General features: G+C 60.9%; 25 protein-coding genes. 19 read left to right on the forward strand and 6 right to left on the reverse strand.

Translation table 11 applies throughout. The features are described from left to right. Positions 1–126 precede the first annotated feature (126 nt). From CAG25_RS15625 to CAG25_RS15645, 5 genes are all read left to right on the forward strand, one after another. A complete protein-coding gene (locus CAG25_RS15625) occupies positions 127–1,116 on the forward strand; it encodes a 2-dehydro-3-deoxygalactonokinase (protein WP_085612143.1) in 990 nt (329 codons plus the stop codon). 19 nt (positions 1,117–1,135) lie between these two features. Continuing rightward, a complete protein-coding gene (locus CAG25_RS15630) occupies positions 1,136–1,756 on the forward strand; it encodes a 2-dehydro-3-deoxy-6-phosphogalactonate aldolase (protein ID WP_085612144.1) in 621 nt (206 codons plus the stop codon). 48 nt (positions 1,757–1,804) lie between these two features. Beyond that, the gene (dgoD, locus tag CAG25_RS15635; RefSeq protein ID WP_007950849.1) at positions 1,805–2,953 is read left to right on the forward strand and encodes a galactonate dehydratase; all 1,149 of its coding nucleotides are present in this window, start codon (positions 1,805–1,807) and stop codon (positions 2,951–2,953) included. Positions 2,954–3,161: 208 nt separating this feature from the next. Next, positions 3,162–4,472 carry an MFS transporter gene (locus tag CAG25_RS15640; RefSeq protein WP_085612145.1) on the forward strand — a complete coding sequence of 437 codons (1,311 nt, stop codon included), beginning with the start codon at positions 3,162–3,164 and terminating at the stop codon, positions 4,470–4,472. A 60-nt stretch (positions 4,473–4,532) separates the two neighbouring features. Continuing rightward, positions 4,533–5,336 carry an IclR family transcriptional regulator gene (locus tag CAG25_RS15645; RefSeq protein ID WP_007950852.1) on the forward strand — a complete coding sequence of 268 codons (804 nt, stop codon included), beginning with the start codon at positions 4,533–4,535 and terminating at the stop codon, positions 5,334–5,336. Positions 5,337–5,340: 4 nt separating this feature from the next. Here CAG25_RS15645 and CAG25_RS15650 read toward each other — a convergent pair whose 3' ends face one another. After that, positions 5,341–6,393, reverse strand: a complete 1,053-nt coding sequence (locus tag CAG25_RS15650) for an NAD(P)-dependent alcohol dehydrogenase (RefSeq protein WP_011335405.1) — start codon at positions 6,391–6,393, stop codon at positions 5,341–5,343. 191 nt (positions 6,394–6,584) lie between these two features. On the opposite strand from CAG25_RS15650, the gene CAG25_RS15655 reads away from it, so the two are divergent. Next, complete coding sequence (locus CAG25_RS15655; RefSeq protein WP_085612146.1) at positions 6,585–7,475, forward strand: AraC family transcriptional regulator; 891 nt, start codon at positions 6,585–6,587, stop codon at positions 7,473–7,475. A gap of 66 nt (positions 7,476–7,541) precedes the next feature. Here the strand turns inward: CAG25_RS15655 and CAG25_RS15660 are convergent, their stop codons facing one another. Beyond that, complete coding sequence (locus CAG25_RS15660; protein WP_085612147.1) at positions 7,542–9,206, reverse strand: electron transfer flavoprotein-ubiquinone oxidoreductase; 1,665 nt, start codon at positions 9,204–9,206, stop codon at positions 7,542–7,544. Between the two features lie 525 nt (positions 9,207–9,731). Here CAG25_RS15660 and CAG25_RS15665 point away from each other — a divergent pair. The 10 genes from CAG25_RS15665 to CAG25_RS15710 all read left to right on the forward strand — a co-directional run bounded on the left by CAG25_RS15665 (position 9,732) and on the right by CAG25_RS15710 (position 19,183). Further along, positions 9,732–10,481, forward strand: coding sequence for an electron transfer flavoprotein subunit beta/FixA family protein (locus tag CAG25_RS15665; protein WP_007950859.1), 750 nt, complete (start codon positions 9,732–9,734; stop codon positions 10,479–10,481). A gap of 2 nt (positions 10,482–10,483) precedes the next feature. After that, a complete protein-coding gene (locus CAG25_RS15670; RefSeq protein ID WP_085612148.1) occupies positions 10,484–11,428 on the forward strand; it encodes an electron transfer flavoprotein subunit alpha/FixB family protein in 945 nt (314 codons plus the stop codon). Positions 11,429–11,507: 79 nt separating this feature from the next. Beyond that, entirely contained in the window at positions 11,508–12,344 is an 837-nt protein-coding gene (locus CAG25_RS15675; RefSeq protein WP_085612149.1) for an ABC transporter substrate-binding protein, read from the forward strand. 9 nt (positions 12,345–12,353) lie between these two features. Beyond that, a complete protein-coding gene (locus CAG25_RS15680) occupies positions 12,354–12,710 on the forward strand; it encodes a DUF4398 domain-containing protein (RefSeq protein ID WP_172829501.1) in 357 nt (118 codons plus the stop codon). Continuing rightward, the gene (locus CAG25_RS15685; protein WP_064598489.1) at positions 12,707–13,519 is read left to right on the forward strand and encodes an OmpA family protein; all 813 of its coding nucleotides are present in this window, start codon (positions 12,707–12,709) and stop codon (positions 13,517–13,519) included. Before CAG25_RS15680 ends, CAG25_RS15685 begins: the two co-directional genes overlap by 4 nt. A gap of 201 nt (positions 13,520–13,720) precedes the next feature. After that, positions 13,721–15,160 (forward strand): PLP-dependent aminotransferase family protein, encoded by a 1,440-nt coding sequence (locus CAG25_RS15690; RefSeq protein WP_039770612.1) that lies wholly within the window; start codon positions 13,721–13,723, stop codon positions 15,158–15,160. Positions 15,161–15,234: 74 nt separating this feature from the next. Beyond that, complete coding sequence (locus tag CAG25_RS15695; RefSeq protein WP_085612150.1) at positions 15,235–15,708, forward strand: translation initiation factor 2; 474 nt, start codon at positions 15,235–15,237, stop codon at positions 15,706–15,708. A 166-nt stretch (positions 15,709–15,874) separates the two neighbouring features. Further along, positions 15,875–16,129, forward strand: coding sequence for a YkgJ family cysteine cluster protein (locus tag CAG25_RS15700; RefSeq protein ID WP_085612151.1), 255 nt, complete (start codon positions 15,875–15,877; stop codon positions 16,127–16,129). A 41-nt stretch (positions 16,130–16,170) separates the two neighbouring features. Continuing rightward, positions 16,171–16,776, forward strand: coding sequence for an START domain-containing protein (locus CAG25_RS15705; RefSeq protein WP_085612152.1), 606 nt, complete (start codon positions 16,171–16,173; stop codon positions 16,774–16,776). Between the two features lie 313 nt (positions 16,777–17,089). Then, complete coding sequence (locus CAG25_RS15710) at positions 17,090–19,183, forward strand: LTA synthase family protein (protein WP_064598484.1); 2,094 nt, start codon at positions 17,090–17,092, stop codon at positions 19,181–19,183. 61 nt (positions 19,184–19,244) lie between these two features. On the opposite strand, the gene CAG25_RS15715 is transcribed toward CAG25_RS15710, so the two are convergent. Then, a complete protein-coding gene (locus tag CAG25_RS15715; protein ID WP_169432680.1) occupies positions 19,245–19,403 on the reverse strand; it encodes a DUF3309 family protein in 159 nt (52 codons plus the stop codon). A 256-nt stretch (positions 19,404–19,659) separates the two neighbouring features. Between CAG25_RS15715 and CAG25_RS15720 the strand changes: the two genes are divergently transcribed. From CAG25_RS15720 to csrA, 3 genes are all read left to right on the forward strand, one after another. Then, positions 19,660–20,475, forward strand: coding sequence for an SDR family oxidoreductase (locus tag CAG25_RS15720; protein WP_064598482.1), 816 nt, complete (start codon positions 19,660–19,662; stop codon positions 20,473–20,475). Between the two features lie 64 nt (positions 20,476–20,539). Beyond that, the gene (locus CAG25_RS15725; RefSeq protein WP_007950874.1) at positions 20,540–20,872 is read left to right on the forward strand and encodes a YnfA family protein; all 333 of its coding nucleotides are present in this window, start codon (positions 20,540–20,542) and stop codon (positions 20,870–20,872) included. Positions 20,873–21,010: 138 nt separating this feature from the next. Beyond that, on the forward strand, positions 21,011–21,196 hold the full coding sequence (csrA, locus tag CAG25_RS15730) for a carbon storage regulator CsrA (RefSeq protein WP_039770603.1): 186 nt from the start codon (positions 21,011–21,013) through the stop codon (positions 21,194–21,196). Between the two features lie 6 nt (positions 21,197–21,202). On the opposite strand, the gene CAG25_RS15735 is transcribed toward csrA, so the two are convergent. The 3 genes from CAG25_RS15735 to ngg all read right to left on the reverse strand — a co-directional run bounded on the left by CAG25_RS15735 (position 21,203) and on the right by ngg (position 24,487). Further along, positions 21,203–21,430 carry a YheU family protein gene (locus CAG25_RS15735; RefSeq protein WP_003192759.1) on the reverse strand — a complete coding sequence of 76 codons (228 nt, stop codon included), beginning with the start codon at positions 21,428–21,430 and terminating at the stop codon, positions 21,203–21,205. Positions 21,431–21,489: 59 nt separating this feature from the next. Beyond that, positions 21,490–22,680 (reverse strand): osmoprotectant NAGGN system M42 family peptidase, encoded by a 1,191-nt coding sequence (locus CAG25_RS15740; protein WP_007950879.1) that lies wholly within the window; start codon positions 22,678–22,680, stop codon positions 21,490–21,492. A gap of 61 nt (positions 22,681–22,741) precedes the next feature. Continuing rightward, positions 22,742–24,487, reverse strand: coding sequence for an N-acetylglutaminylglutamine synthetase (ngg, locus tag CAG25_RS15745; RefSeq protein WP_085612153.1), 1,746 nt, complete (start codon positions 24,485–24,487; stop codon positions 22,742–22,744). Positions 24,488–24,490 lie beyond the last annotated feature (3 nt).

The following is a 24,490-nucleotide window of genomic DNA, read 5'->3' on the forward strand; positions in this document are numbered from 1 at the left end:
TTCGCTGTCCGGGTTTTAAAAAAGATGAATCCCAAAATATGGGATGCAAAATTACATATTGAGATTTAACGCCTGAGAGGTCTATAGTCCAGCTCACTCACTGCCAATAACAAAACAGGTGAAGCGATGCTGGCGCAATTGATCGCGCTCGATTGGGGGACGACCTCACTACGTGCTTACAAACTCGCGGCGGGCGGACAGGTGCTGGCGCAGCGTTCGCTGTCGTTCGGGATCATGCAGTTGCCGAAGACGCCACGGGTCATCAACGGTCGCGAATGCGCCGAGGGTTTTGAACTGGCGTTCGACGAGGCGTGCGGCGACTGGCTCGACGCGCAACCCGGCTTGCCGGTGATTGCCTGCGGCATGGTTGGCAGCGCTCAGGGCTGGCGCGAAGCGTCCTACCGCGATACGCCGGCCAACGTCGCCGATCTCGGAAAATCCCTGCAAACCGTTCGCAGTATTCGCGGTGTCGACGTGCACATCGTGCCGGGCGTGATTCAGCGTTCTACGCTGCCGAACGTGATGCGCGGCGAGGAAACCCAGGTCCTCGGCGTCCTGCAGAACCTGCCGGTCGAGGCGGGCAATGATCTGCTGATCGGCCTGCCCGGCAGTCATTCGAAATGGGTGGAAGTGGCCGACGGCTGCATCACCCGTTTCGACACCTTCATGACCGGCGAAGTGTTTGCCGTGCTCAGTGAACACAGCATTCTCGGCCGTACCCAACAGCACAGCGCGACGTTCGACGCCGACGCCTTCGATCGCGGCGTGCAGGTGGCGTTATCGGCGGAGGGCGAGATCGGCGTGCTGTCGACCCTGTTCAGCGCCCGCAGCCTGGGCCTGACCGGCGAACTCAGTGCCACCGCGCAACCGGACTATCTGTCCGGCCTGCTGATCGGCCATGAGCTGACAGCATTGGCCGCCGTACAACGACGCCGGCGCAACAGCAAACATCTTCCTTCGATCATCCTCATCGGCAACGCGCAGTTGTGCGCCCGTTACAGCCGGGCCCTCGACGCCTGCGGTTTCGCCCGGGTGACCCTGGCCGAGCAAGCCACCGAGCGTGGTCTGTGGCAACTGGCGCTCGCCGCCGGACTGATCGATTCCTCATCCCGTTAACCCTGACTGGAGGCCTGACATGCTCAAGCAAGCACTGGCGCAAAACGGTCTGATCGCGATCCTGCGCGGCCTGCATCCGCAGGAAGCCGCCGCTGTCGGAGAAGTCCTGTATGCGGCCGGATTTCGCGTCATCGAAGTACCGCTCAATTCCCCCGCGCCGTACGAAAGCATTCGCATCCTGCGTAAGACCCTGCCCGCCGATTGCCTGATCGGTGCCGGCACGGTGCTGACCCCGGAACAGGTCGAACGGGTGAAGGAGGCCGGCGGTCAGGTCATCGTCATGCCCCACAGCGATGTCAAGGTGTTGCGGGCCGCGAAAGCGGCGGGGCTGTACCTGTCGCCCGGCGTCGCCACGCCGACCGAAGCCTTTGCGGCGCTGGAGGAGGGGGCGGACATTCTCAAGCTGTTCCCGGCCGAACAGATGGGCCCGGCAGTGGTGAAAGCCTGGCTGGCGGTGTTGCCGGTCGGGACGATTCTGGCGCCGGTCGGCGGCATCACGCCGGACAACATGCAGGCGTTCATCGACGCTGGCGTCAAAGGCTTCGGCCTCGGGTCCGGGCTGTTCAAGCCGGGCATGACGACTGAGCAAGTGGCGGCCAATGCCAAGGTCTACGTGGCGGCCTGGAAAGCCCTTCGCTAAGACTTTTCCGGCGCTGCGTGCGCTGCATCTAACAAGAGAGACAAGCAGATGAAAATCACCAAACTCACCACCTTCATCGTCCCGCCGCGCTGGTGCTTCCTGAAAGTCGAAACCGACGAAGGTGTGACCGGTTGGGGCGAGCCCGTGGTCGAGGGCCGCGCCCACACCGTCGCGGCTGCAGTCGAGGAATTGTCCGACTACCTGATCGGCAAAGACCCACGCAATATCGAAGACATCTGGACCGTGCTGTATCGCGGCGGCTTCTACCGGGGCGGCGCGATCCACATGAGCGCGCTCGCCGGTATCGATCAGGCGTTGTGGGATATCAAGGGCAAGGCCCTCGGTGTGTCGGTCAGCGACCTGCTCGGCGGTCAGGTGCGGGACAAGATCCGCGTGTATTCGTGGATCGGCGGTGACCGTCCGGCGGACACGGCGCGGGCCGCGAAAGAGGCGGTGGGTCGTGGTTTTACAGCGGTGAAAATGAACGGCACCGAGGAGCTGCAATTTCTCGATACCTTCGAAAAAGTCGATCTGGCGCTGGCCAACGTTGCCGCCGTGCGCGATGCGGTGGGGCCGAACGTCGGCATCGGTGTCGACTTCCATGGCCGGGTGCACAAACCGATGGCCAAGGTCCTGATGAAGGAACTCGACCCGTACAAACTGATGTTCATCGAAGAGCCGGTGCTCAGCGAAAACTATGAAGCGCTGAAGGAGCTGGCACCGCTGACCAGCACCCCGATTGCCCTCGGCGAGCGGCTGTTTTCACGCTGGGACTTTAAACGGGTGTTGAGCGAAGGTTACGTCGACATCATCCAGCCCGATGCGTCCCACGCCGGCGGCATCACCGAGACCCGCAAGATCGCCAACATGGCCGAAGCCTACGACGTGGCGCTGGCACTGCACTGCCCGCTGGGGCCGATTGCACTGGCGGCGTGTCTGCAACTGGACGCCGCTTGTTACAACGCGTTTATCCAGGAGCAGAGCCTGGGCATTCATTACAACGAGAGCAATGACCTGCTCGACTATGTGAAGGATCCACGGGTGTTCGACTACGACAAGGGCTTCGTGAAAATCCCCAACGGCCCGGGCCTGGGGATCGAGATCAACGAGGAATACGTGATCGAACGCGCGGCGGTCGGCCACCGCTGGCGCAACCCGATCTGGCGCCATGCCGATGGCAGTTTTGCCGAGTGGTGAGTCGCTGATTTCCTGTCGCGAGATCGACGAACACTAAGAGAACCAAGAGATCGTTCCCACGTCGAACCGTCCGCGTGGGAATGCCTCAATGGACGCTCTGCGTCCGCTCTTGGGACGCAGAGCGTCCCGGCTGCATTCCCACGCAGAGCTTGGGAACGATCTCGCCAACAACTCCCGACCTCAATAAACATAAGAAGAGGCGCTCCCCATGCAACCGCAAACCCTCACCGGGCAAGCGACGTTAGTCACGCCCAGCCGCAAGCGATTTTTCATCATGGTGTTGCTGTTCATCACCGTGGTCATCAACTACCTCGACCGCAGCAACCTGTCGATTGCCGCCCCGGCACTGACGACGGATCTGGGCATCGATCCGGTACACGTCGGACTGATCTTCTCGGCGTTCGGCTGGACCTACGCCGCCATGCAGATCCCCGGCGGCTGGCTGGTGGACCGGGTGCCGCCACGCATCCTTTATAGCGTCGCACTGTTGCTGTGGTCGCTGGCCACGGTGATGCTCGGTTTCGCTGCCAGTTTCATCGCACTGTTCGTGCTGCGCATGGCGGTCGGTGCGCTGGAAGCGCCGGCGTACCCGATCAACAGCCGCGTGGTGACGACCTGGTTCCCCGAGCGTGAGCGGGCCACGGCCATCGGGTTCTACACCTCCGGGCAGTTTGTCGGGCTGGCGTTCCTGACCCCGGTGCTGGCGTGGCTGCAACATGAATTTGGCTGGCACATGGTATTTGTCGCGACCGGCGCGGTGGGCATCATCTGGGCGGCGATCTGGTACGCGGTGTATCGCGAACCGCGTGATTTCAAAGGCGCCAACCAAGGCGAAATCGACCTGATCCGCGAGGGCGGCGGACTGGTGGATATCGCGGCCGAAACTGCCAAGGTGAAGGCAAAATTCAGCTGGACCGATCTCGGCATCGTCCTCAGTAAACGCAAGTTGTGGGGGATCTATCTAGGCCAGTTCTGCCTGAACTCGACGCTGTGGTTTTTCCTGACGTGGTTCCCGACCTACCTGGTGAAATACCGCGGCATGGACTTCATCAAGTCCGGTCTGCTGGCGTCGCTGCCGTTTCTCGCCGCGTTCATCGGCGTGCTGTGCTCCGGGTTCTTTTCCGACTTCCTGATCCGTCGCGGCTGCACCGTCGGGTTTGCGCGCAAGCTGCCGATCATTGGCGGGCTGCTGATTTCCACCTCGATCATCGGCGCCAACTTCGTCGAATCGACGCCGTTGGTGATTGCCTTCCTGGCGTTGGCGTTTTTCGGCAACGGGCTGGCGTCGATCACCTGGTCGCTGGTCTCGACACTGGCGCCGGCGCGGTTGCTGGGCCTGACCGGCGGGGTGTTCAACTTCATCGGCAATCTGTCGGCGATTGCCACGCCGATTGTCATCGGCTTCCTCGCCAGCGGTGACTCGTTCGCGCCGGCGATCACCTACATCGCGGTTCTGGCATTGATCGGTGCTTTGTCCTACGTGCTGTTGGTGGGCAAGGTCGAGCGCATCGAGTTGTAGTCGGCTATGTCGGGCGACCATAATGCCGCCCGTTCCCTCGCTCAACGCTAAAGGCTGGATATGCAGGAAGACGCCCCAAAAACCGCCAAGGACGCCGCGCCGACTGGCACCCAAACCCTGCTTCGCGGGTTGGGTGTGGTGCAGGCCGTCGCCAGTGGCGCCCGCGATCTCAAAGAGATTGCCCGCCTGATCGGCACCACGCGCAGCACCACCCATCGTCTGGCCAGTTGTCTGGTGGACGAGCGCTACCTGCGCGTCGTGCCGCAAGTCGGTTATCTGCTGGGGCCGAAGTTGATCGAACTGGGTTTTCAGGCGCGTGAAGAATTGCCGCTGGTGACGTTGGCCGGGCCGTATCTGGACGAGTTGTCGGCGCTGACCGGCGACACCGTTCACCTGGGCATTCGTGAAGGCGACGAGGTGCTGTACCTGTTGAAGAATCCGGGGCGCAACGGCCCGGAAATGCGCTCGCGGGTTGGCCATCGCATGCCGCTGGCGCGAACCGGGATCGGCAAGGCGCTGATGCTGGATGACGCGCCGCAGGACTGGCAGCGCCTGTACGACATCAGCCTGCCGGCGGGTGGGAAAAGTCAGTTCTGGCCGCAGCATCCCCAGCAGTCGTGGGAGCAGCTGGAGCAACGGATGACCGAGTACGTGGCCGGCGGCTACGCGTTCGATCTGGAAGACAACGAACCGTCGATCCGCTGCGTGGCGGCGCCGATCCGCGACGCGAGCAAGCGCATCGTCGCGGCGATCAGCATCGCCAGCACGGTGCCGTACATGCCGCTGGAAAAAATGGCCGAGCTGATTCCCCTGATCAAAGGGGTCACGGCCCGGCTTTCGGCGGAGCTTGGCTTGAAGGTCTGAGGAATCAGAGCTTCAGAGTCGCCATGTCGATGACGAAACGATACTTCACGTCGCCGGCGATCATCCGCGCGTAGGCTTCGTTGATCTGGCGGATGTCGAGCATTTCGATGTCGCAGCTGATGTTGTGCTCGGCGCAGAAATCCAGCACTTCCTGGGTTTCGGCGACGCCCCCGATCAACGAGCCGGCCAGTACGCGACGACCCAGCACCAGTTTCGCGGCGTGGACCGGCGGATCGATCGGTTCGATCAGACCCACCAGAATGTGCACGCCGTCGAAGCGCAGGGTGTCGAGGTACGGGTTGAGGTCGTGCTGGACCGGAATGGTGTCCAGCAGGAAATCGAAGCGACCGGCCGCTGCTTTCATCTGTTCTTCGTCGGTGGACACGATCACGTGATCGGCGCCCTGACGACGACCTTCCTCGGCCTTGCTCGCCGAACGGGTGAACAGCGTGACTTCAGCGCCCATGGCCTTGGCGAACTTGATGCCCATGTGGCCGAGGCCGCCCATGCCGAGAATCCCGACCTTGTCGCCGGCCTTCACGCCGTAGTGCTTGAGCGGCGAGTAGGTGGTGATGCCGGCGCAGAGAATCGGTGCAGCGGCCGCCAGGTCCAGCTTCTCGGGGATGCGTACCACGAAGTGCTCGCTGACCACGATGCTGTCCGAATAACCGCCCATGGTGTTGCTGCCATCGACCCGGTCCGGAGTGGCATAGGTCATGGTCGGGCCTTCGAGGCAGTATTGCTCGAGGTTCGACTGGCAGGCTTCGCAGGTGCGGCAGGAGTCGACCATGCACCCGACGCCAACCAGATCGCCTACCTTGTGTTTAGTGACATTCGCACCGACGGCGGTGACTTTTCCGACGATCTCGTGGCCGGGCATCAACGGGTAAACGGCGATGCCCCATTCGTTGCGCGCCTGGTGGATGTCGGAGTGGCAGACGCCGCAGTACAGGATTTCGATGGCGACGTCGTCGGCCCGAGGGCTGCGGCGTTCGAACTTCATCGGGGCGAGGGGCGTGGTGGCCGTTTGAGCGGCATAGCCGATGGCGGTGTACATGTGAAACCTCGCAAAAGCAGTGACAAGTGAGGCGGCGCATTCTGGGCGCCGTCCGCTTGTCCGGCCATGGCGATTCCTCCGGGTGTCATGCCTAATCCTCCGGCATGCGGGGTTGATCGGTCGCATTGGCAAAAGGATCTGCGATGATGCTTTCATCCCTTTTTCCGTGATTTTTTCTGAAGAGCCACCCGATGCATTTGACCCGTCACCTTGATGCCAACGCCACCCTGGTTTCGCTGATCGAACCGCTGGCGCTGCGCGATGGTTACAGCCAGACCGGGCTGCCGGGCGTGCAGGTGTTGCGCGCCAGTTGCGACGTCGCCCGTGGCCCGCACATTTATGAGCCGAGCCTGATGATCATCGCCCAGGGCAGCAAATTGGCGTATCTGGGGCCGCGCACCATGGAGTACGGCGCCGGGCATTACCTGATCCAGGCCTTGCCGGTGCCGTTCGAGTGCGAGACCTATGCGTTGCCGGATGCGCCGTTGCTCGGCGTATCGGTGGCGATCGACCGGGTGCTGCTCGGCGAACTGGTGCTGGCCATGGGGCTGGCGCCGGGGCGGCATATTCCGGCGCAGACCCCGGAGTCGATGACGTCGGTGGTGCTCGACGATGACATGCGTGGTTGTGTCGAACGCTTGCTGCGTTGTCTGCACGATCCGCTGGAATGCCAGATTCTCGGCCCGGCGCGGGTGCGGGAGTTATTGTTCGTCGCGTTGCGCGGTCCCCAGGCTGATGTGCTGCGGGCACTGGTCGAGCAGCAGGGGCAGTTTGCGCGAGTGGCGGCTTCGATCAGTCATCTGCATGCGCATTACACCGAGCCATTGAATGTCGAGACATTGGCCGGTTGCGCGAACATGAGCGTTTCGACCTTTCACGAACACTTCAAACGCAGCACGTTGCTGTCGCCAGTGCAGTACCTGAAGCGTTTACGTTTGTTGAAGGCGCAGACGTTGTTGATCGCCGAAGGACTGGGCGTGGCGCAGGTGGCGCATCGGGTGGGGTATCAGAGCACGTCGCAGTTCAGTCGCGAGTACAAACGCTATTTCGAGCGCAGTCCAGGGGATGAGCGCGCGGCTTGATCTTTTACAAAACGCAGGCAACAAAAAGGCCCCCGTTTCGGGAGCCTTGATGTTCAGCGGTTCGACTTACATGTTCGGGTAGGTCGGACCGCCGGCGCCTTCCGGCGCAACCCAGGTGATGTTCTGCGAAGGGTCCTTGATATCACAGGTCTTGCAGTGCACGCAGTTCTGGGCGTTGATCTGGAAGCGTTTCTCGCCGTCTTCCTTGGTGATCACTTCATACACGCCGGCCGGGCAATAGCGCTGCGCCGGCTCGTCGTACAGCGGCAGGTTCTTGCTCAGCGGGATGGTCGGGTCGGTCAGTTTCAGGTGGCACGGCTGTTCTTCTTCATGGTTGGTACCGGAGATGAACACCGAGCTCAGCTTGTCGAAGCTGATCTTGCCGTCGGGTTTCGGGTAGTCGATCTTCTTGCAGTCGGCCGCGAGCTTGAGGCAGGCGTAGTCCGGCTTGGTGTCGTGCAGGGTGAACGGCAGTTTGCCGCCGAAGATGTTCTGATCCAGCCAGTTGAAACCGCCGCCGACGATGGCGCCGAACTTGTGGATCGCCGGGCCGAAGTTGCGGCTGGCGAACAGCTCCTCGTAGAGCCAGCTCTGCTTGAAGGCGTCGACGTAGGTGGTCAGCTCTTCGGTGCCGTCCTTTTCAGCGAACAGCGCGTCAGCCACGGATTCAGCGGCGAGCATGCCGGACTTCATCGCGGTGTGGCTGCCCTTGATCTTGGCGAAGTTCAGGGTGCCGAGGTCGCAACCGATCAGTGCGCCGCCCTTGAACACCATCTTTGGCAACGAGTTCAGGCCACCCTTGCAGATTGCGCGAGCGCCGTAACTGATGCGCTTGCCGCCTTCCAGATACTGCTTCAGTACCGGGTGATGCTTGAGGCGCTGGAATTCGTCGAACGGCGACAGGTAGGTGTTGCTGTAGGAAAGATCGACGATCAGACCGACCACCACCTGGTTGTTTTCCAGGTGATAGAGGAAGGAGCCGCCGGTGTTCTCGGTGCCCATGATGTCCATCGGCCAACCGGCGGTGTGCACCACCAGGCCTGGCTGGTGTTTGGCCGGGTCGATTTCCCAGATTTCCTTCAGGCCGATGCCGTAGTGCTGGGCGTCGGCGTCGCTGTCCAGGTTATAGCGCTTGATCAGTTGCTTGCCGATGTGGCCACGGCAGCCTTCGGCGAACAGCGTGTACTTGCCACGCAGTTCCATGCCCGGGGTGTACAGGCCTTCTTTCGGATGACCTTCGCGGTCGACGCCGAGGTCGCCGGTGATGATCCCGCGTACCACGCCGTTTTCATCGATAAGTGCTTCCTGAGCGGCGAAGCCCGGGTAGATTTCCACGCCCAGATTTTCCGCCTGCTGAGCGAGCCAGCGGCACAGGTTGCCGAGGGAAATAATGTAGTTGCCTTCGTTGTGCATGGTCTTGGGCACAAAGAAGTCAGGAATTTTCTGCGCGCTTTCGGCGTTTTTCAGCACGAAGATGTCATCGCGGGTGACGGGCGTGTTCAGCGGGGCGCCGAGTTCTTTCCAGTCCGGGAACAGTTCGTTCAGGGCCCGTGGTTCGAATACGGCACCGGACAGGATGTGCGCGCCGACTTCGGAGCCTTTTTCGACCACGCAGACGCTGATTTCCTTACCGGCTTCGGCGGCCTTCTGCTTCAGACGGCAGGCGGCGGACAGGCCAGCGGGGCCGGCACCCACGATGACCACGTCGAATTCCATGTATTCGCGTTCCACAGGCTATCTCCTACTCAAGGCTCAACAGTTTTTTTTCTAATTTGGAGGTTCGGTGTCGTATCCGTTATTGCCTTTACGTTAACGTCAAGGGTAATAATGGGCAAACCACCTTTCTCTCTAGGCGGCGCATTATATCTACACCACTCTAAGCGTCCAATACAAACGTTTGTTTGAATTGGCTCCAGCCCAGAGAAATCAAAGAAGCGCGGCTTATGACAGGGCATTTTGGCGTATTGACCAGAATGGGCGTTCCGGTCAAGATACGGGCGGTTTTGCGCTCGCCGTAGGCTGAATGGTGGTTTCAAGAGCACCTCTAAAGACAGGGCGTAGGCGGTAACCGGTGATGCGCAGCGCAAGTTTGGCGCGCAGTTTACACACCGCGAGGCGGCATGACTCGTCGGTCACGACTGACGAACGGTCATCCCGCTCAGCCGACGTTTTTAGAGGTGCCCTTGTGCCCGATGAGCATCAACCGCCAGGTTCGCCTAGGCGACTTTCTTTTCACCGGAGAGTAACGAGGAATCCATGAAGGTTCTTGTAGCTGTCAAACGCGTTGTGGATTACAACGTCAAGGTTCGCGTCAAGGCGGACAATTCCGGCGTAGACCTCGCCAACGTCAAGATGTCGATGAACCCGTTCTGCGAAATCGCAGTGGAAGAAGCCGTACGCCTGAAAGAAAAAGGCGTTGCGACTGAAATCGTCGTCGTCTCCATCGGCCCGTCCACCGCTCAGGAACAGCTGCGTACCGCACTGGCTCTGGGTGCCGACCGCGCCATCCTCGTCGAATCCGCTGAAGACCTGACTTCCCTGGCCGTGGCCAAGCTGCTCAAGGCCGTGGTCGACAAGGAACAGCCTCAGCTGGTGATCCTGGGCAAACAGGCCATCGACAGCGACAACAACCAGACCGGCCAGATGCTCGCTGCACTGAGCGGCTACGGTCAGGGTACTTTCGCCTCGAAAGTCGAAGTCTCCGGCGACAGCGTTGCCGTGACCCGCGAAATCGACGGCGGCGCGCAGACTGTCTCCCTGAAGTTGCCAGCGATCGTCACCACCGACCTGCGTTTGAACGAGCCGCGTTATGCGTCCCTTCCAAACATCATGAAAGCCAAGAAGAAGCCTCTCGAGACGCTGACTCCGGACGCTTTGGGCGTTTCCACCGCCTCCACCAACAAGACCCTGAAAGTCGAAGCGCCGGCTGCACGCAGCGCGGGCATCAAGGTCAAGTCGGTGGCTGAACTGGTCGAGAAACTGAAAAACGAAGCGAAGGTAATCTGATCATGACTATCTTGGTAATCGCCGAACACGACAACAAAGTGCTGGCTCCGGCCACCCTGAACACCGTGGCTGCTGCTGCCAAAATCGGCGGCGACATCCACGTTCTGGTTGCAGGCCAGGGCGCTGGCGCCGTGGCTGAAGCCGCTGCGAAAATCGCGGGCGTGAGCAAAGTCCTGAATGCTGACAATGCCGCTTACGCGCATCAGTTGCCGGAAAACGTTGCTCCGCTGGTTGCTGCTCTTGCCCATGAAGGCGCGGGCGCTGGCTACAGCCACATCCTGGCTGCCGCTACTTCCAACGGCAAAAACATCCTGCCGCGCGTTGCTGCCCAGCTGGACGTTGACCAGATATCCGAGATCATCTCGGTCGAAAGCGCTGACACCTTCAAGCGTCCGATCTACGCCGGTAACGCCATCGCTACCGTGCAATCGACCGCTGCGATCAAGGTGATCACCGTACGTGCTACCGGTTTCGACCCGGTTGCCGCTGAAGGTGGTTCGGCTGCTGTTGAAGCGGTTGCTGCTGCTCACAACGCCGGCACTTCCAGCTTCGTCAGCGAAGAACTGGCCAAGTCCGATCGTCCTGAGCTGACCGCTGCCAAGATCGTCGTTTCCGGCGGCCGCGGCATGCAGAACGGCGACAACTTCAAACACCTGTACGCCTTGGCCGACAAGCTGGGCGCTGCCGTCGGTGCTTCCCGTGCAGCGGTCGACGCAGGTTTCGTACCGAACGACATGCAGGTCGGCCAGACCGGCAAGATCGTTGCGCCACAGCTGTACATCGCCGTCGGTATCTCCGGCGCGATCCAGCACCTGGCCGGCATGAAAGACTCCAAAGTGATCGTTGCGATCAACAAGGACGAAGAAGCACCGATCTTCCAGGTGGCCGATTACGGCCTGGTGGCGGATCTGTTCGAAGCCGTACCTGAGCTGGAGAAGCTGGTCTAATCCGGCTGCTTCACTTATAAAGAGCCCGGCCTGTTGGTCGGGCTTTTTTTTGTCTGGGATTTGAGCGGGAGCGTTCGCCATGGATTTGCATCGTCGGTTGGGCTGCTCGTGGTTGCTGGGGCTGGCATTGTTGCCAGGCCTGTCGGTGGCGGCGGGCAAGTGCGAGCGGCTGGTCGTCACCGGCAGCCCGGATGCACCGCCGTACCTCTGGCAGGATCCGCAGAACCCCAAACAACTGATCGGTGCAAGTGCCGATCTGTTGCAACAGGTGGCCAAGGAGTTGGGGATCAAGGTCGATCTTTTGTACGCCGGCAAGCGCTCCCAGGCTCTCGACGAAGTGCGCAGCGGGCGCATGGACATGTTGGCCGACGCACCGCTGACCTTCAACGAGCTGGAAAACCTCGATTACATTCACCCGCCGTTGCTGGAAAACGATTACCTGGTGTGGACGCGCAAGGGTTCGACGCTGGTTTATACCGAAGCCAAGGACCTGCACGGGCATACCGGCGGCTTGTCGGAAAAGTCTCGAATGACCCCGGCATTTGGCGCTATCGCCGAGCAGCAATTGACCCTGACCCGTACGGCAAACCTGACCCAGGCGTTTCAGAAACTTCTGCTGGGCGAAGTGGAATATGTACTCGCCGGTCGCTACTCGGGCATGGCGGCCGCGCAGGCCTTGGGCATGGCCAACGATCTGCTGGCCTTCGAACAACCCATCGACCGGCCCGGTCTGTTCCTGGCGGTTTCGCACAACTCGGCCTGCAACGATCCGTGGTTGCGCGGACAGCTGGCCAAAAAGATGACAGAATTGCCCGCGTCCGGCCTGACGGAAGCCGCGCTGCAACGCAACATCGAGCGCTGGAAGGCGCAGCAGCAACAGCCGCCGCAACCACCTGTCAGCGCCCCAAAACAGTAGGGATTCTTAGTGAGTAATCGACTTCTTTTCGCGGCCATGGCCGTTCTGGCCCTGGCCGGTTGCGCCAGCGATCCTGCACCCAACGAACAAATGCGCCTGACCGAGCAGGCCCTTGAGCAAGCCAAAGCCGTGGGCGCCACCGCCGAAGACGTGCCGGAGATGAAACTGGCCGAGGACAAGTTCAACCGGGCCAAAGGCAGCATGGCGGGTGAGTCTTACAAGAATGCGCGGATGCGCTTCGAACAGGCCGAACTCGACGCACGTCTGGCGGAAGCCAAAGTCCTGACCCGCAAGAGCGAAGAGCAAGTGAACGTGCTCAACACCCGTATCGTCCGACTGCGCAAGCAACTGGGGGATGCCCAATGAGCCTGAAGTCCAAAACTCTCGGTGCTCTGATCCTCGCCGGTTGCGCCAGCCTTTATGGCTGCGCCGGTCAGCACAGCGAATCCGCATTGCAGCAGGCCAGCACCGACTTCCAGAAGGTCAAGGAAGATTCCAACGTGCTGCGTATCGCGCCGAAAGACGTGATCCGCGCCGGTGAGTCGCTGGCCCGTGCCGATCGTTTGTCGACGTACTGGGGCAGCGGCTCGGACGTGGTGCATTACGCCTATCTGAGTCAGCGCTACAGCGAAATCGCTCGTGAGCATACCAACCAGGTGCTCAACGAAGAGCGTGTGGCGAAGCTGGAACTTGAACGCCAGCGCCTGCAACTGGCCCTGCGCGAGTCCAAGCTGCTGAGTGTGCAACAGCAGGGTAAATGGCTGGAAGAACAGATCGTTGCACTGGCCACTACCCAAACCGACCGTGGCCTGGTGATGACCCTGGGTGACGTGCTGTTCGACACCGGTGAGGCCGAACTGAAAAACTCTGCCAACCGCGTGGTGCTGAAGATCGTGCAGTTTCTGCAACTCAACCCGAAACGCATCGTGCGGATCGAGGGTTACACCGACAGCACTGGCGGCAAGCAGGAAAACCTCAAGCTGTCCCGTGACCGTGCGCAGTCGGTAGCTGACGTGCTGACGGACCTGGGCATCGACGAAAAACGCATTCAGGTCGAAGGCTACGGTGATGAATATCCCGTGGACGCCAACGCTTCCGAGCGTGGGCGTGCGCAGAACCGTCGAGTGGAAATCGTGTTCTCCGACGAAAAAGGCCAGCTCGGCGCCGCCCGCTGAGGGTGGCGTTACTGGAAAGCCCGGGCTGTCAGGCAGCACCGGGTTTTTTTACGTCTGTCGATTACCTCACAAAGCAGTACAGATTTAACCGACACAGCACTGTATGGTTGACTAATATGGCAACTGTCCCAGTACACTTCCAAACTGTTCCGGTATTGTTTCACACAAGAATAAAACGCCCGTGAAATCGAGTGCTGCGTCATGACCAATCTCTTGCTCTACCAACGTATTGCTCAACAGCTGGCCGAAGATATCCGCCGTGGCGTCTATCAACCGGGCGAGCGCGTGCCTTCGGTGCGCAAGATGAGTTCGCAGCTCAACGTCAGCCATGCCACGGTGTTGCAGGCTTACGCCAACCTCGAGGATCAGGGCCTGATCCGTGCGCGGCCGCAGTCCGGCTACTACGTGCACCAGACTCCCGCACTGACGGCGCCCACGCCAGACATCGCCCGGGTCGAGCGGCCAGGCCTGGTCACCCGCAGCAGTATCATTCAGCAAGTGCTGGTCGAATCCCGTCGTGAAGGCGTGTTCCCGCTGGGGGCGGCGGTGCCGAGTGTCGATTATTTGCCGGTGCGGGCCCTGCATCAGCAGTTGGCCAAGGTCACCCGCTTTCACAGCCCTCGGGCGTTCAGCTACATGTTCAGCCCCGGTTTCGAGCCGCTGCGCCGGCAGGTGGCGATCCGCATGCGTGATGCAGGCGTGGTCGTTGACCCTTCGGAAGTGGTGATCACCCACGGCTGCGTCGATGCGTTGCAGATGTCGTTGCGGGTGCTGACCCGCCCCGGCGACCTGATCGCCGCCGAATCACCGACCTATTACGGTCTGTTGCAATTGGCCGACCTTCTGGGCCTGAAAGTCATCGAGATCCCCAGTGACCCCGCCACCGGCATGAGCCTCGAAGCCCTGCAACTGGCGGCCAATCAATGGTCGATCAAGGCGCTGGTGCTGACCACTCGCCTGAGCAATCCACTCGGTGGCACCATGCCCGAAGAGCGCCAGAAACAACTGCTGCGCCTTGCCTCGGACTTCGATATCCAGATCGTCGAAGACGACATCTATGGCGAGTTGATGTTCGAGCAGGGTCGCACCAAGTCGCTCAAGGCCTACGACCGGCTCGATCGAGTGATCTATTGCTCGAGTTTTTCCAAGACGTTATCGCCCGGTGTGCGCATCGGCTGGATGATCGCCGGCAAGTACCAGCAGGAAATCCAGCGCTTGCAGACTTTCAGCACCCATTCCGCGTGCAGCGTCACCCAAATGGCTATCGCGGCCTACCTGGAAAACGGCGGCTATGACCGGCATTTACGGTACATCCGCCAGGAATACCGGAAAAATCTCAGCGCATTCCAGCTGGCGGTTCAGCAGCACTTTCCCGAAGGCACACAGATGACCCGGCCGACCGGCGGATTCATTCTGTGGGTCAGCCTGCCGGGACGGGTCAACACCCAGGAATTGCACGTGCGGGCGCTGCAACAGGGCATCAGCATTGCGCCGGGGTTGATCTTCAGCAACACCGAACAGTTCAACCACTGCATCCGTTTGAATTGCGGCATCCCGTGGAATCGCGAGGCGGAACGGGCGCTGATGACCCTCGGCATGTTGGCCACCCAGCTCTGCCAGGAGATGGCCGGCGGATTTTGAACCAATGGCGGAGCTTGTCATGTGACGCCCAACAAGCGAGCATATGGCCCTCTGCCGTTAGCTTCGTTGGGTTCATGAAAGCGAAATTTTCTGCCGTCTGGATTGTGCTCTGCCTGCTGATGATGGGTCAGGTCCCTGGCGCCATGGCGGCTCAGGAAAAGACGCCGGCGACTGCCACGGCAAAAAAACCGGTCACGGCCAAGAAAACCGTTCAAGCGAAAAAAACACCGCAGAATAAGGCTGCTCCCGCCAAGAAGCGCGCCCCGGTAGCCTCCAAGTCGAAATCGGCGAAGGAGGTGGCCAAGACGCCGCTGCCGCCTGCGAAGCTCGATTTGAGCCTGCCGAAAGACATGGTTCAGGAGTTGAAACCTCCCGGTTCCGTGACGCTGCCCAAGCGCGATCCGGTCCTGCCGCAGATGTTTGGTGAAAAAAACAGCGGGTTCCAGCTCAACGGCCGTTTGCTCAGCAACGAAATGCAGCTGCAACTGCGCAATGAGGAGCGCCGCGAAGTCGAAGGCGCGGCACTGGATTTCGAGTTCAAGCAATAAATCGTCCCCATCGGTGACCCGCAGACCAGACGCTTTGTCGGAGACTGGTCAGTCACTTTCGTTTCTGCGTAAAAACCCCGGTTCAGGCAATTTAAAACAGCCGTTTAAGCGGTTACCCTGTTCCGCGTCCCTTTAACACATCGCCCGCTGCGAGGAACGCGTCGTCATGAAATGCCGTGAAGGCTGTGGCGCCTGCTGCATTGCCCCTTCCATCAGTTCGCCGATTCCAGGCATGCCCGATGGCAAACCTGCCGGTGAACGCTGCGTGCAGTTGTCGGTCGATAACCTGTGCAACGTTTTCGGCCGACCGGAACGTCCGGCGGTCTGTTCAGGATTCAAGGCCGATCCCGAAGTCTGCGGCAGCAGCCAGGAAGACGCGATCAGACTGCTCGGCTGGTGGGAGCAGATGACGGCGGCGTAATGTGTCAAACGAACGGAACTTCAACAATAAGGAATAAGACTATGGGTTCGCTGCATCGTATCGCTGTGTTGTGTGGTTTGACTGCCGCGCTGGCCACCTCGGTTGCCCAGGCTGAAGACTGGAAAGTCGCCAAGAACGAGGACGGCATCAAGGTCTCCCTGAGCGAAGTGCCGGGTTCGGACTACAAGTCTTATCAGGGTGTGACCGTGATGAAGACCACCATTGCCAAACTGCGCGCCTTGCAGGAAGACGTGTCCGGGGCCTGCGCATGGATTCACGAGTGCAAGACTCAGAAACTGCTCAAGCACGAAGGCGACCAGAGCTGGACCTACACCCAGTTCAATACGCCATGGCCGGTTACCCCGCGCGACTCCATCCTGCATGTCACCACCGTTGAAGGTGCCGATGGCAGCCTGACCCGTAATCTGGAAGGCGTGCCGAAATACCTGCCTGAAGAAAAGGGCTTTGTGCGGGTCGCTCAGGTCAAAGGCTTCTGGAAGTTCGTGCCAAAGGGCGATCAGGTTGAAGTGACCTATCAGGTTCACACCGAGCCGGGCGGCAGCGTGCCTTCCATGATCGCCAACAAGTTTGTGGTCGACGCACCGTTCAATACCCTGAGAGCCTTGAAAGAACGCGCCGAGAAGTAAACATCGCGTTCATCTGTAAACGCCCCGAAGAACTCGGGGCGTTTTGTTTTCCAGGTTTATTGTGTTTCCGAATATGCGTTGAACGAAATTTTCACAAAGTCTCCAAGACAATTCGCCCGCGCTGTTTGTACCTGTCCCGCGGCGCTGTGCCTTGAATGAAAGTGTCCGGCAGCGGGTACTAATCAATGGCAATGCCGCCGGTGATCGTGCAACATTTGCGCTCCGCGCAAGCCCCGGGGCCTGGAATGGCCAACAGAGGGCAGGGCGCAGCTGAATTTTTGCAACTTCAACTTCCAATGGGTCCTAAAACGACATGGCAAACCCGGACGCCCTGAGTCAGCAGCGATCTTCCAGTCGCCTGCTGCAACCGACCGTCAAATCGCATCTGGCCTACACGCTTCTGTGCGCGCTGGTCATGATGGTGATGTTTTCCGTGCTGCGCCTCGCGCTGCTGGTCTACAACCGCGAGATGATCCTCGACACCCCGGCCTCGACTTTCCTCGAAGCCTTCGCCAACGGCCTGCGCTTCGATATTCGGCTGGTGGTGTACGTCTGCATTCCGCTGGTGCTGGCGCTGTTCAGTGCCCGGGCCATGGCGGCGCGCGGGTTCTTCCGTCTGTGGCTGACCGTTGCTTCGAGCATCGCGCTGTTCCTCGGCCTGATGGAGATGGACTTCTATCGCGAGTTCCACCAGCGCCTCAACGGCCTGGTGTTCCAGTACGTGAAGGAAGACCCGAAAACCGTGATGAGCATGCTCTGGTACGGTTTCCCGGTGGTGCGCTACCTGCTGGCCTGGGCCGTGGGCACGCTGATCCTGACCCTGGCATTCAAGGGCGCCGATCGTCTGACCCGTCCGCGTGGCCCGTTCAGCGGTGGCAACGTCGGCACCCGTCAAGTGGCGCCCTGGTATGCGCGTCTGGCGGTGTTCGTGGTGTGCCTGCTGATCTGCGTGGTGGCGGCTCGCGGCACCCTGCGTCAAGGCCCGCCGCTGCGCTGGGGTGACGTTTACACCACCGATTCGAACTTCGCCAACCAGCTCGGCCTCAACGGCACGCTGTCGCTGATCGCGGCGGCCAAGGACCGGATGGGCGAGGATCGTGACAACATCTGGAAAGCCACGCTGCCGCAGGATCAGGCGCAGAAAGTGGTGCGCGAGATGCTGGTGATGCCGGACGACAAACTGGTGGATGCCGATATTGCCGCCGTGCGTCGTGAATACACGCCGCCTGCCGACAAGACCCTGCCGATCAAGAACGTCGTCGTGATCCTGATGGAAAGCATGGCCGGTCACTCGGTGGGCGCACTGGGCGCGCCGGGCAACATCACGCCGTACCTCGACAAGCTGTCGAAGGAAGGCCTGCTGTTCGACCGTTTCTTCTCCAACGGCACCCACACCCACCAGGGCATGTTCGCCACCATGGCGTGCTTCCCGAACCTGCCGGGTTTCGAATACCTGATGCAGACCCCGGAAGGCAGCCACAAACTGTCCGGCCTGCCGCAGTTGCTCAGTGCGCGTGACTATGACGATGTCTACGTCTACAACGGTGACTTTGCCTGGGACAACCAGTCCGGTTTCTTCAGCAACCAGGGCATGACCAACTTCGTCGGCCGTAACGACTTCGTGAACCCGGTGTTCTCCGATCCGACCTGGGGCGTGTCCGACCAGGACATGTTCGACCGTGGTCTGGTGGAGCTCAAGGCGCGGGAAAACGGCAAGCCGTTCTACGCGCTGCTGCAGACCCTGTCCAACCACACGCCGTACGCCTTGCCGACTCCATTGCCGGTCGAACGCGTCACCGACCGTGGCCCGCTCAACGAGCACCTGACCGCCATGCGTTACGCAGACTGGGCGCTGGGCCAGTTCTTCGAGAAGGCTCGCAAGGAGCCGTACTTCAAGGAAACCCTGTTCGTCATCGTCGGCGACCATGGTTTCGGTAACGAGCGTCAGATCACCGAAATGGACCTGGGTCGCTTCAACGTGCCGATGCTGATGATCGCACCGGGCATCCAGGAAAAATTCGGTACCCGTGACCACACCGTGGGCACCCAGATCGACATCGTGCCGACCATCATGGGTCGCCTCGGTGGCGAAGTGCGCCATCAGTGCTGGGGCCGCGATCTGCTGAACCTGCCGCAGGGTGACACCGGTTTCGGTGTGATCAAGCCGTCGGGCAGCGAGCAGACCACTGCCATCGTCACCGCTGACCAGATCCTGGTACTGCCGAAAGAGAAGGAAATGGCGCCGAAGATCTACCAGTACCAACTGGGCGCGAATCCTTCTGCTGAAATCATTCCGGATGCACCGCGCACTGCCGAGCTGAAACTCAAGCTCGAAGCGTTTCTGCAAACGGCCACCAAGAGCCTGATCGACAATACCGCCGGTGTGGTTAACGGCAAGCCGGACTGATCAGTCGGCACAATAAAAAAGAGGCCCTTCACAGGGCCTCTTTTTTTTGTCGGTCAAACAGTCATATCCGACCGAGTAACAACAGCACCAACAGGACTACCAGCACTACGCCGATAATGCCCGAAGGGCCATAACCCCAACTTCTGGAGTGCGGGAAGACCGGCAGACCACCGATCAGCAACAGGATCAGGATGATGATTAGAATTGTGCCCATGTCTATTTCCTTGTTGATAGTGTCTGTGAAGTCTTGGTGTTCAAGGGCAGCTGGAAGTTGAACTAAATCCAGCCGGCTTACAAATTCCGACTGGTGCGCATGAAAGAAAATTCAATGTTTTTTTAAGGTATTTGGCTCGCTCGCTTATTTCGTTTGTTGTCGCGGTTTGCCCTCGCCATTCAGCAATCTGATGGAGCGTGGGTCGCTGCGTATCCTTCGCTACACTCCGCGCATCTTCCCCGGAACAACAAGGCTGTCTGCTATGCAAAATCGCATGATGATCACTGGCGCGGGCTCTGGCCTGGGTCGCGAAATCGCGCTGCGCTGGGCGCGTGAAGGCTGGCAACTGGCCTTGTCCGACGTCAGCGAGCCCGGTTTGCAAGAGACCCTGAAACTGGTTCGTGAGGCCGGCGGCGACGGCTTCATCCAGCGCTGCGACGTGCGCGATTACAGCCAGCTGACGGCGTTCGCCCAGGCCTGCGAAGTGAAACTTGGCGGCATCGACATCATCGTCAACAACGCCGGTGTGGCGTCGGGCGGGTTCTTCAGCGAGTTGTCGCTGGAGGACTGGGACTGGCAGATCGCGATCAACCTGATGGGCGTGGTCAAGGGCTGCAAGGCATTCCTGCCGCTGCTGGAGCAGAGCAAGGGCAAGATCATCAACATCGCCTCGATGGCCGCGCTGATGCAGGGCCCGGCGATGAGCAACTACAACGTGGCCAAGGCCGGAGTGGTGGCCCTGTCGGAAAGCCTGTTGATCGAACTGGCTCAGCAGGAAATCGGTGTGCATGTGGTCTGTCCGTCGTTCTTCCAGACCAACCTGCTGGACTCTTTCCGGGGCCCGACGCCGGCGATGAAAGCCCAGGTCGGCAAGTTGCTGGAAAGTTCGCCGATCACCGCCAGCGACATTGCGGACTACATCTACCAGCAAGTCGCGGCCGGCGAGTTCATGATCCTGCCCCACGAACAAGGGCGCATGGCCTGGGCGCTCAAACAGAAAAACCCGCAATTGCTGTACAACGAAATGACCGCGATGGCCGAGAAGATGCGCGCCAAGGCCAAACAGAACAACGGCTGAACTTGCCCGGGGTTCGTCGCATCGTTAGGGTGGCCGCAACAGTCACCCTGACGAGATGTCTTGCATGCTCAACTACCTGTGGTTTTTTCTCGCCGCGCTGTTCGAAATCGCCGGCTGTTTCGCGTTCTGGATGTGGTTGCGCCAGGGCAAGAGCGCCTTGTGGGTGATCCCGGCACTGATCAGTCTGACTCTCTTTGCGCTGCTGTTGACGCGCGTCGAAGCGACCTACGCCGGTCGCGCCTACGCCGCTTATGGCGGCATCTACATCATTGCTTCGATTGGCTGGCTGGCGGTGGTCGAGCGCATCCGCCCGTTGGGTTCGGACTGGATCGGTGTGGCGCTGTGTGTGATCGGGGCCAGTGTGATCCTGTTCGGGCCGCGGTTTTCCGCGAGCTGAATCTTGCAGGCCTGAAGGAAACGTCTGAAGGCTTGCGCGCCTTGGCGCGTAGGGAATGACTGAATTGCCCGGCATGCATTGTAGGGCGCTCGAAAGCCGCGCATCTTCAAGGCTCGCAAACCTTGAAGGACACCTCCCATGCTTGTACTCAGCCGTGTTGTCGGGGAACTGATTTCCATCGGCGACAACATCACTTTGCGCGTTCTGGCGGTCAACGGCTCCAGCGTGCGGTTCGGCGTCGAAGCGCCGGAGCAGATCGGCGTGCATCGCGCCGAGGTCTACGAACGGATCCAGCGCAAACAGGCCAGCGGCAAGGGCCGCTGACCGTTTTCAGTCGAACAGGTGCTTGGGCACGTCGTGCTTGAGCATCAACTGGCATTGCTCGCTTTCCGGATCGAAAACGATCAGCGCCTGGCCTTTGGTCAGCGCCTGGCGAACCCGCAGTACGCGGGTTTCCAGCGGCGTGTCGTCACCGTTGTCGGTACCGTCACGGGTGACGAAATCCTCGATCAGGCGGGTGAGGGTGTCGACTTCGAGCGCGTCGTAGGGAATCAGCATGGGCACCTCGGCTAAATCAATGTCGGGATGCTACGGCGAATGATCGCCGAGGGCCAGACTCAACTGTCCGAACGCTGCCCCACCAGGCTGTCCACCGACGGCACACGGGTGTCGCTCTCCATCTGCGTCTCGTGCTCGATCTGATGACTGAAGCGATCCAGTGACCCGGTGGCCGGTTGCGCATCGCTGGCGAACACCGGCGGACTCAGAATGTACGCCCCCAGCAAGCGACTGAGCGCCGCGAGGCTGTCGATGTGCGTGCGTTCGTAACCGTGGGTCGCGTCGCAGCCGAAGGCGAGCAGGGCGGTGCGAATGTCGTGACCGGCGGTGACCGCCGAGTGGGCGTCACTGAAGTAATAGCGGAACAGGTCGCGGCGCACTGGCAGTTCGTGCTCACCCGCCAGACGCAACAAATGCCGCGACAAGTGATAGTCGTACGGGCCGCCGGAATCCTGCATTGCCACGCTCACCGCGTGTTCGCTGGAGTGCTGGCCCGGCGCGACCGGGGCGATGTCGATGCCGACGAATTCGCTGACGTCCCACGGCAACGCCGCCGCTGCACCGCTGCCGGTTTCCTCGGTGATGGTGAACAGCGGATGACAGTCGATCATCAGCTCCTGACCGCTGTCGACGATGGCTTTCAGCGCGGCCAGCAGCGCGGCGACACCGGCCTTGTCGTCCAGATGTCGGGCGCTGATGTGGCCGCTTTCGGTGAACTCCGGCAGCGGATCGAAGGCCACCACATCGCCAACGCTGATGCCCAGCGAATCGCAATCGGCGCGGGTCGCGCAGTAGGCGTCCAGACGCAATTCGACGTGGTCCCAACTGATCGGCATCTCGTCCACAGCCGTGTTGAATGCATGCCCGGAAGCCATCAGCGGCAACACGCTGCCGCGAATCACGCCGTTGTCGGTGAACAGGCTGACGCGACTGCCTTCGGCGAATCGACTTGACCAGCAGCCCACCGGCGCCAGGGTCAGGCGGCCGTTGTCTTTCACCGCGCGCACGGCGGCGCCAATGGTGTCCAGGTGCGCCGATACTGCGCGGTCGGGACTGTTTTTCTTGCCCTTGAGGGTGGCGCGGATCGTGCCGCGACGGGTCATCTCGAAGGGAATGCCGAGCTCCTCCAGACGCTCGGCGACGTAACGCACGATGGTGTCGGTGAACCCGGTGGGACTGGGAATGGCGAGCATTTCCAGCAGGACTTTTTGCAGGTAGTTCAAATCTGGTTCGGGAATTTGGGTGGTCATGGAAACTCCTGTTGCGGGGCGTCATTCGCGCGTTCAACGCGGGAATGACGCTGAAGAGAGATCAAACGGCCGGCTGACTGTGCGGAAACAACAGATCGACAAACCGCTCCGCCGTCGGTTGCGGCTCGTGGTTGGCAAGACCCGCCCGCTCGTTGGCTTCGATGAACACGTACTGTGGTTGATCCGCCGCCGGCACCATCAGGTCGAGTCCGACCATGGGTATTTCCAGGGCGCGGGCCGCACGCACGGCGGCCTCGGCCAAGGTCGGATGCAGAATCGCCGTGACGTCTTCCAGCGTGCCGCCAGTGTGCAGATTCGCCGTGCGCCGCACGAACAGATGCTCACCGGCCGGCAGGATGCTGCTGTAGTCGTAACCGGCTGCGTGCAGGGTGCGCTGGGTTTCGTGATCCAGCGGAATCTTGCTTTCCCCGCTGGTCGCCGCCTGCCGGCGCCGACTCTGGGCTTCGATCAGGGCGCCGATGGAATGATGGCCGTCGCCGACCACTTCCGCCGGCCGGCGGATCGCCGCTGCAACCACCTCGAAACCGATCACCAGAATCCGCAGGTCGAAGCCTTCATGGAAGCTTTCGAGCAATACGCGAGTGTCGAACTGTCTGGCCGCTTCGATGGCCTGCTGCACTTCCTCGATGGTCTGCAGATCCACCGCCACGCCTTGGCCCTGTTCGCCATCCAGCGGTTTGACCACCACTCGCTGGTGTTCATCGAGGAACGCCAGATTGTCGTCCGCGTTCCCTGCCAGCTGCTGCGACGGCACATTCAACCCGGCGGCTTTCAACACTTTGTGGGTCAGGCTCTTGTCCTGGCACAGGTTCATGCTGATGGCGCTGGTCAGGTCGCTCAGTGATTCGCGGCAACGCACCCGGCGCCCGCCATGACTAAGGGTGAACAGCCCGGCATCGGCGTCATCCACTTGCACGTCGATGCCGCGTCGATGGGCTTCCTCGACGATGATCCGCGCGTAAGGGTTGAACTGCGCCTCCGGGCCGGGGCCAAGAAACAGCGGCTGATTGATGCCGTTCTTGCGCTTGATGGCGAACGTCGGCAGGTTGCGAAAACCGAGTTTGGCGTAGAGGTTTTTCGCCTGGCGGTTATCGTGCAGCACCGACAGATCGAGATAGCTCAAACCCCGGCTCATAAAGTGTTCGATCAGATGACGCACCAGCACTTCGCCGACCCCGGGGCGCGAACACTGCGGATCGACCGCCAGGCACCACAGGCTGCTGCCGTTTTCCGGGTCGTTGTAAGCCTTCTGGTGATTGAGGCCCATGACGCTGCCGATCACCGCGCCGCTGTCGTCGTCTTCCGCCAGCCAGTACACCGGGCCGCCCTGATGGTGCGGGGTGAGCAGGGTGGCGTCGATCGGCAGCATGCCGCGCGCCTGATACAGCTGATTGATCCCCTGCCAGTCCGCGTCACTTTGCGCACGGCGAATGCGGAAGCCACGAAACACGCGGGTGGCCTGACGGTAATCGCTGAACCACAGGCGCAGGGTATCGGACGGATCGAGAAACAGCTGGGTCGGTTCCAGGCCGAGAATCTGCTGCGGCGCGGCGACGTACAGAGCAATGTCGCGCTCGCCTGGTTGCTCGTTGAGCAGTTCCCGGGCAAGGCTGGCTGGATCGGGGAAGGTGTGCCCGATGAGCAATCGGCCCCAGCCGCAATGCACCGCGATCGGTTCGGCGGCAGGCTCGCTGCCATCTTCGGCCAGGCGCGCCTGCAAGCGTTCGTAGGACGGCGTCTGACCGCGCAGCAGGCGTTGGCTGTAAGCCGTGGCGTGAGGTTTCATCGA

Source organism: Pseudomonas sp. B16(2017) (genome assembly GCF_002113205.1).
Classification (GTDB): Bacteria; Pseudomonadota; Gammaproteobacteria; order Pseudomonadales; family Pseudomonadaceae; genus Aquipseudomonas; species Aquipseudomonas pharyngis.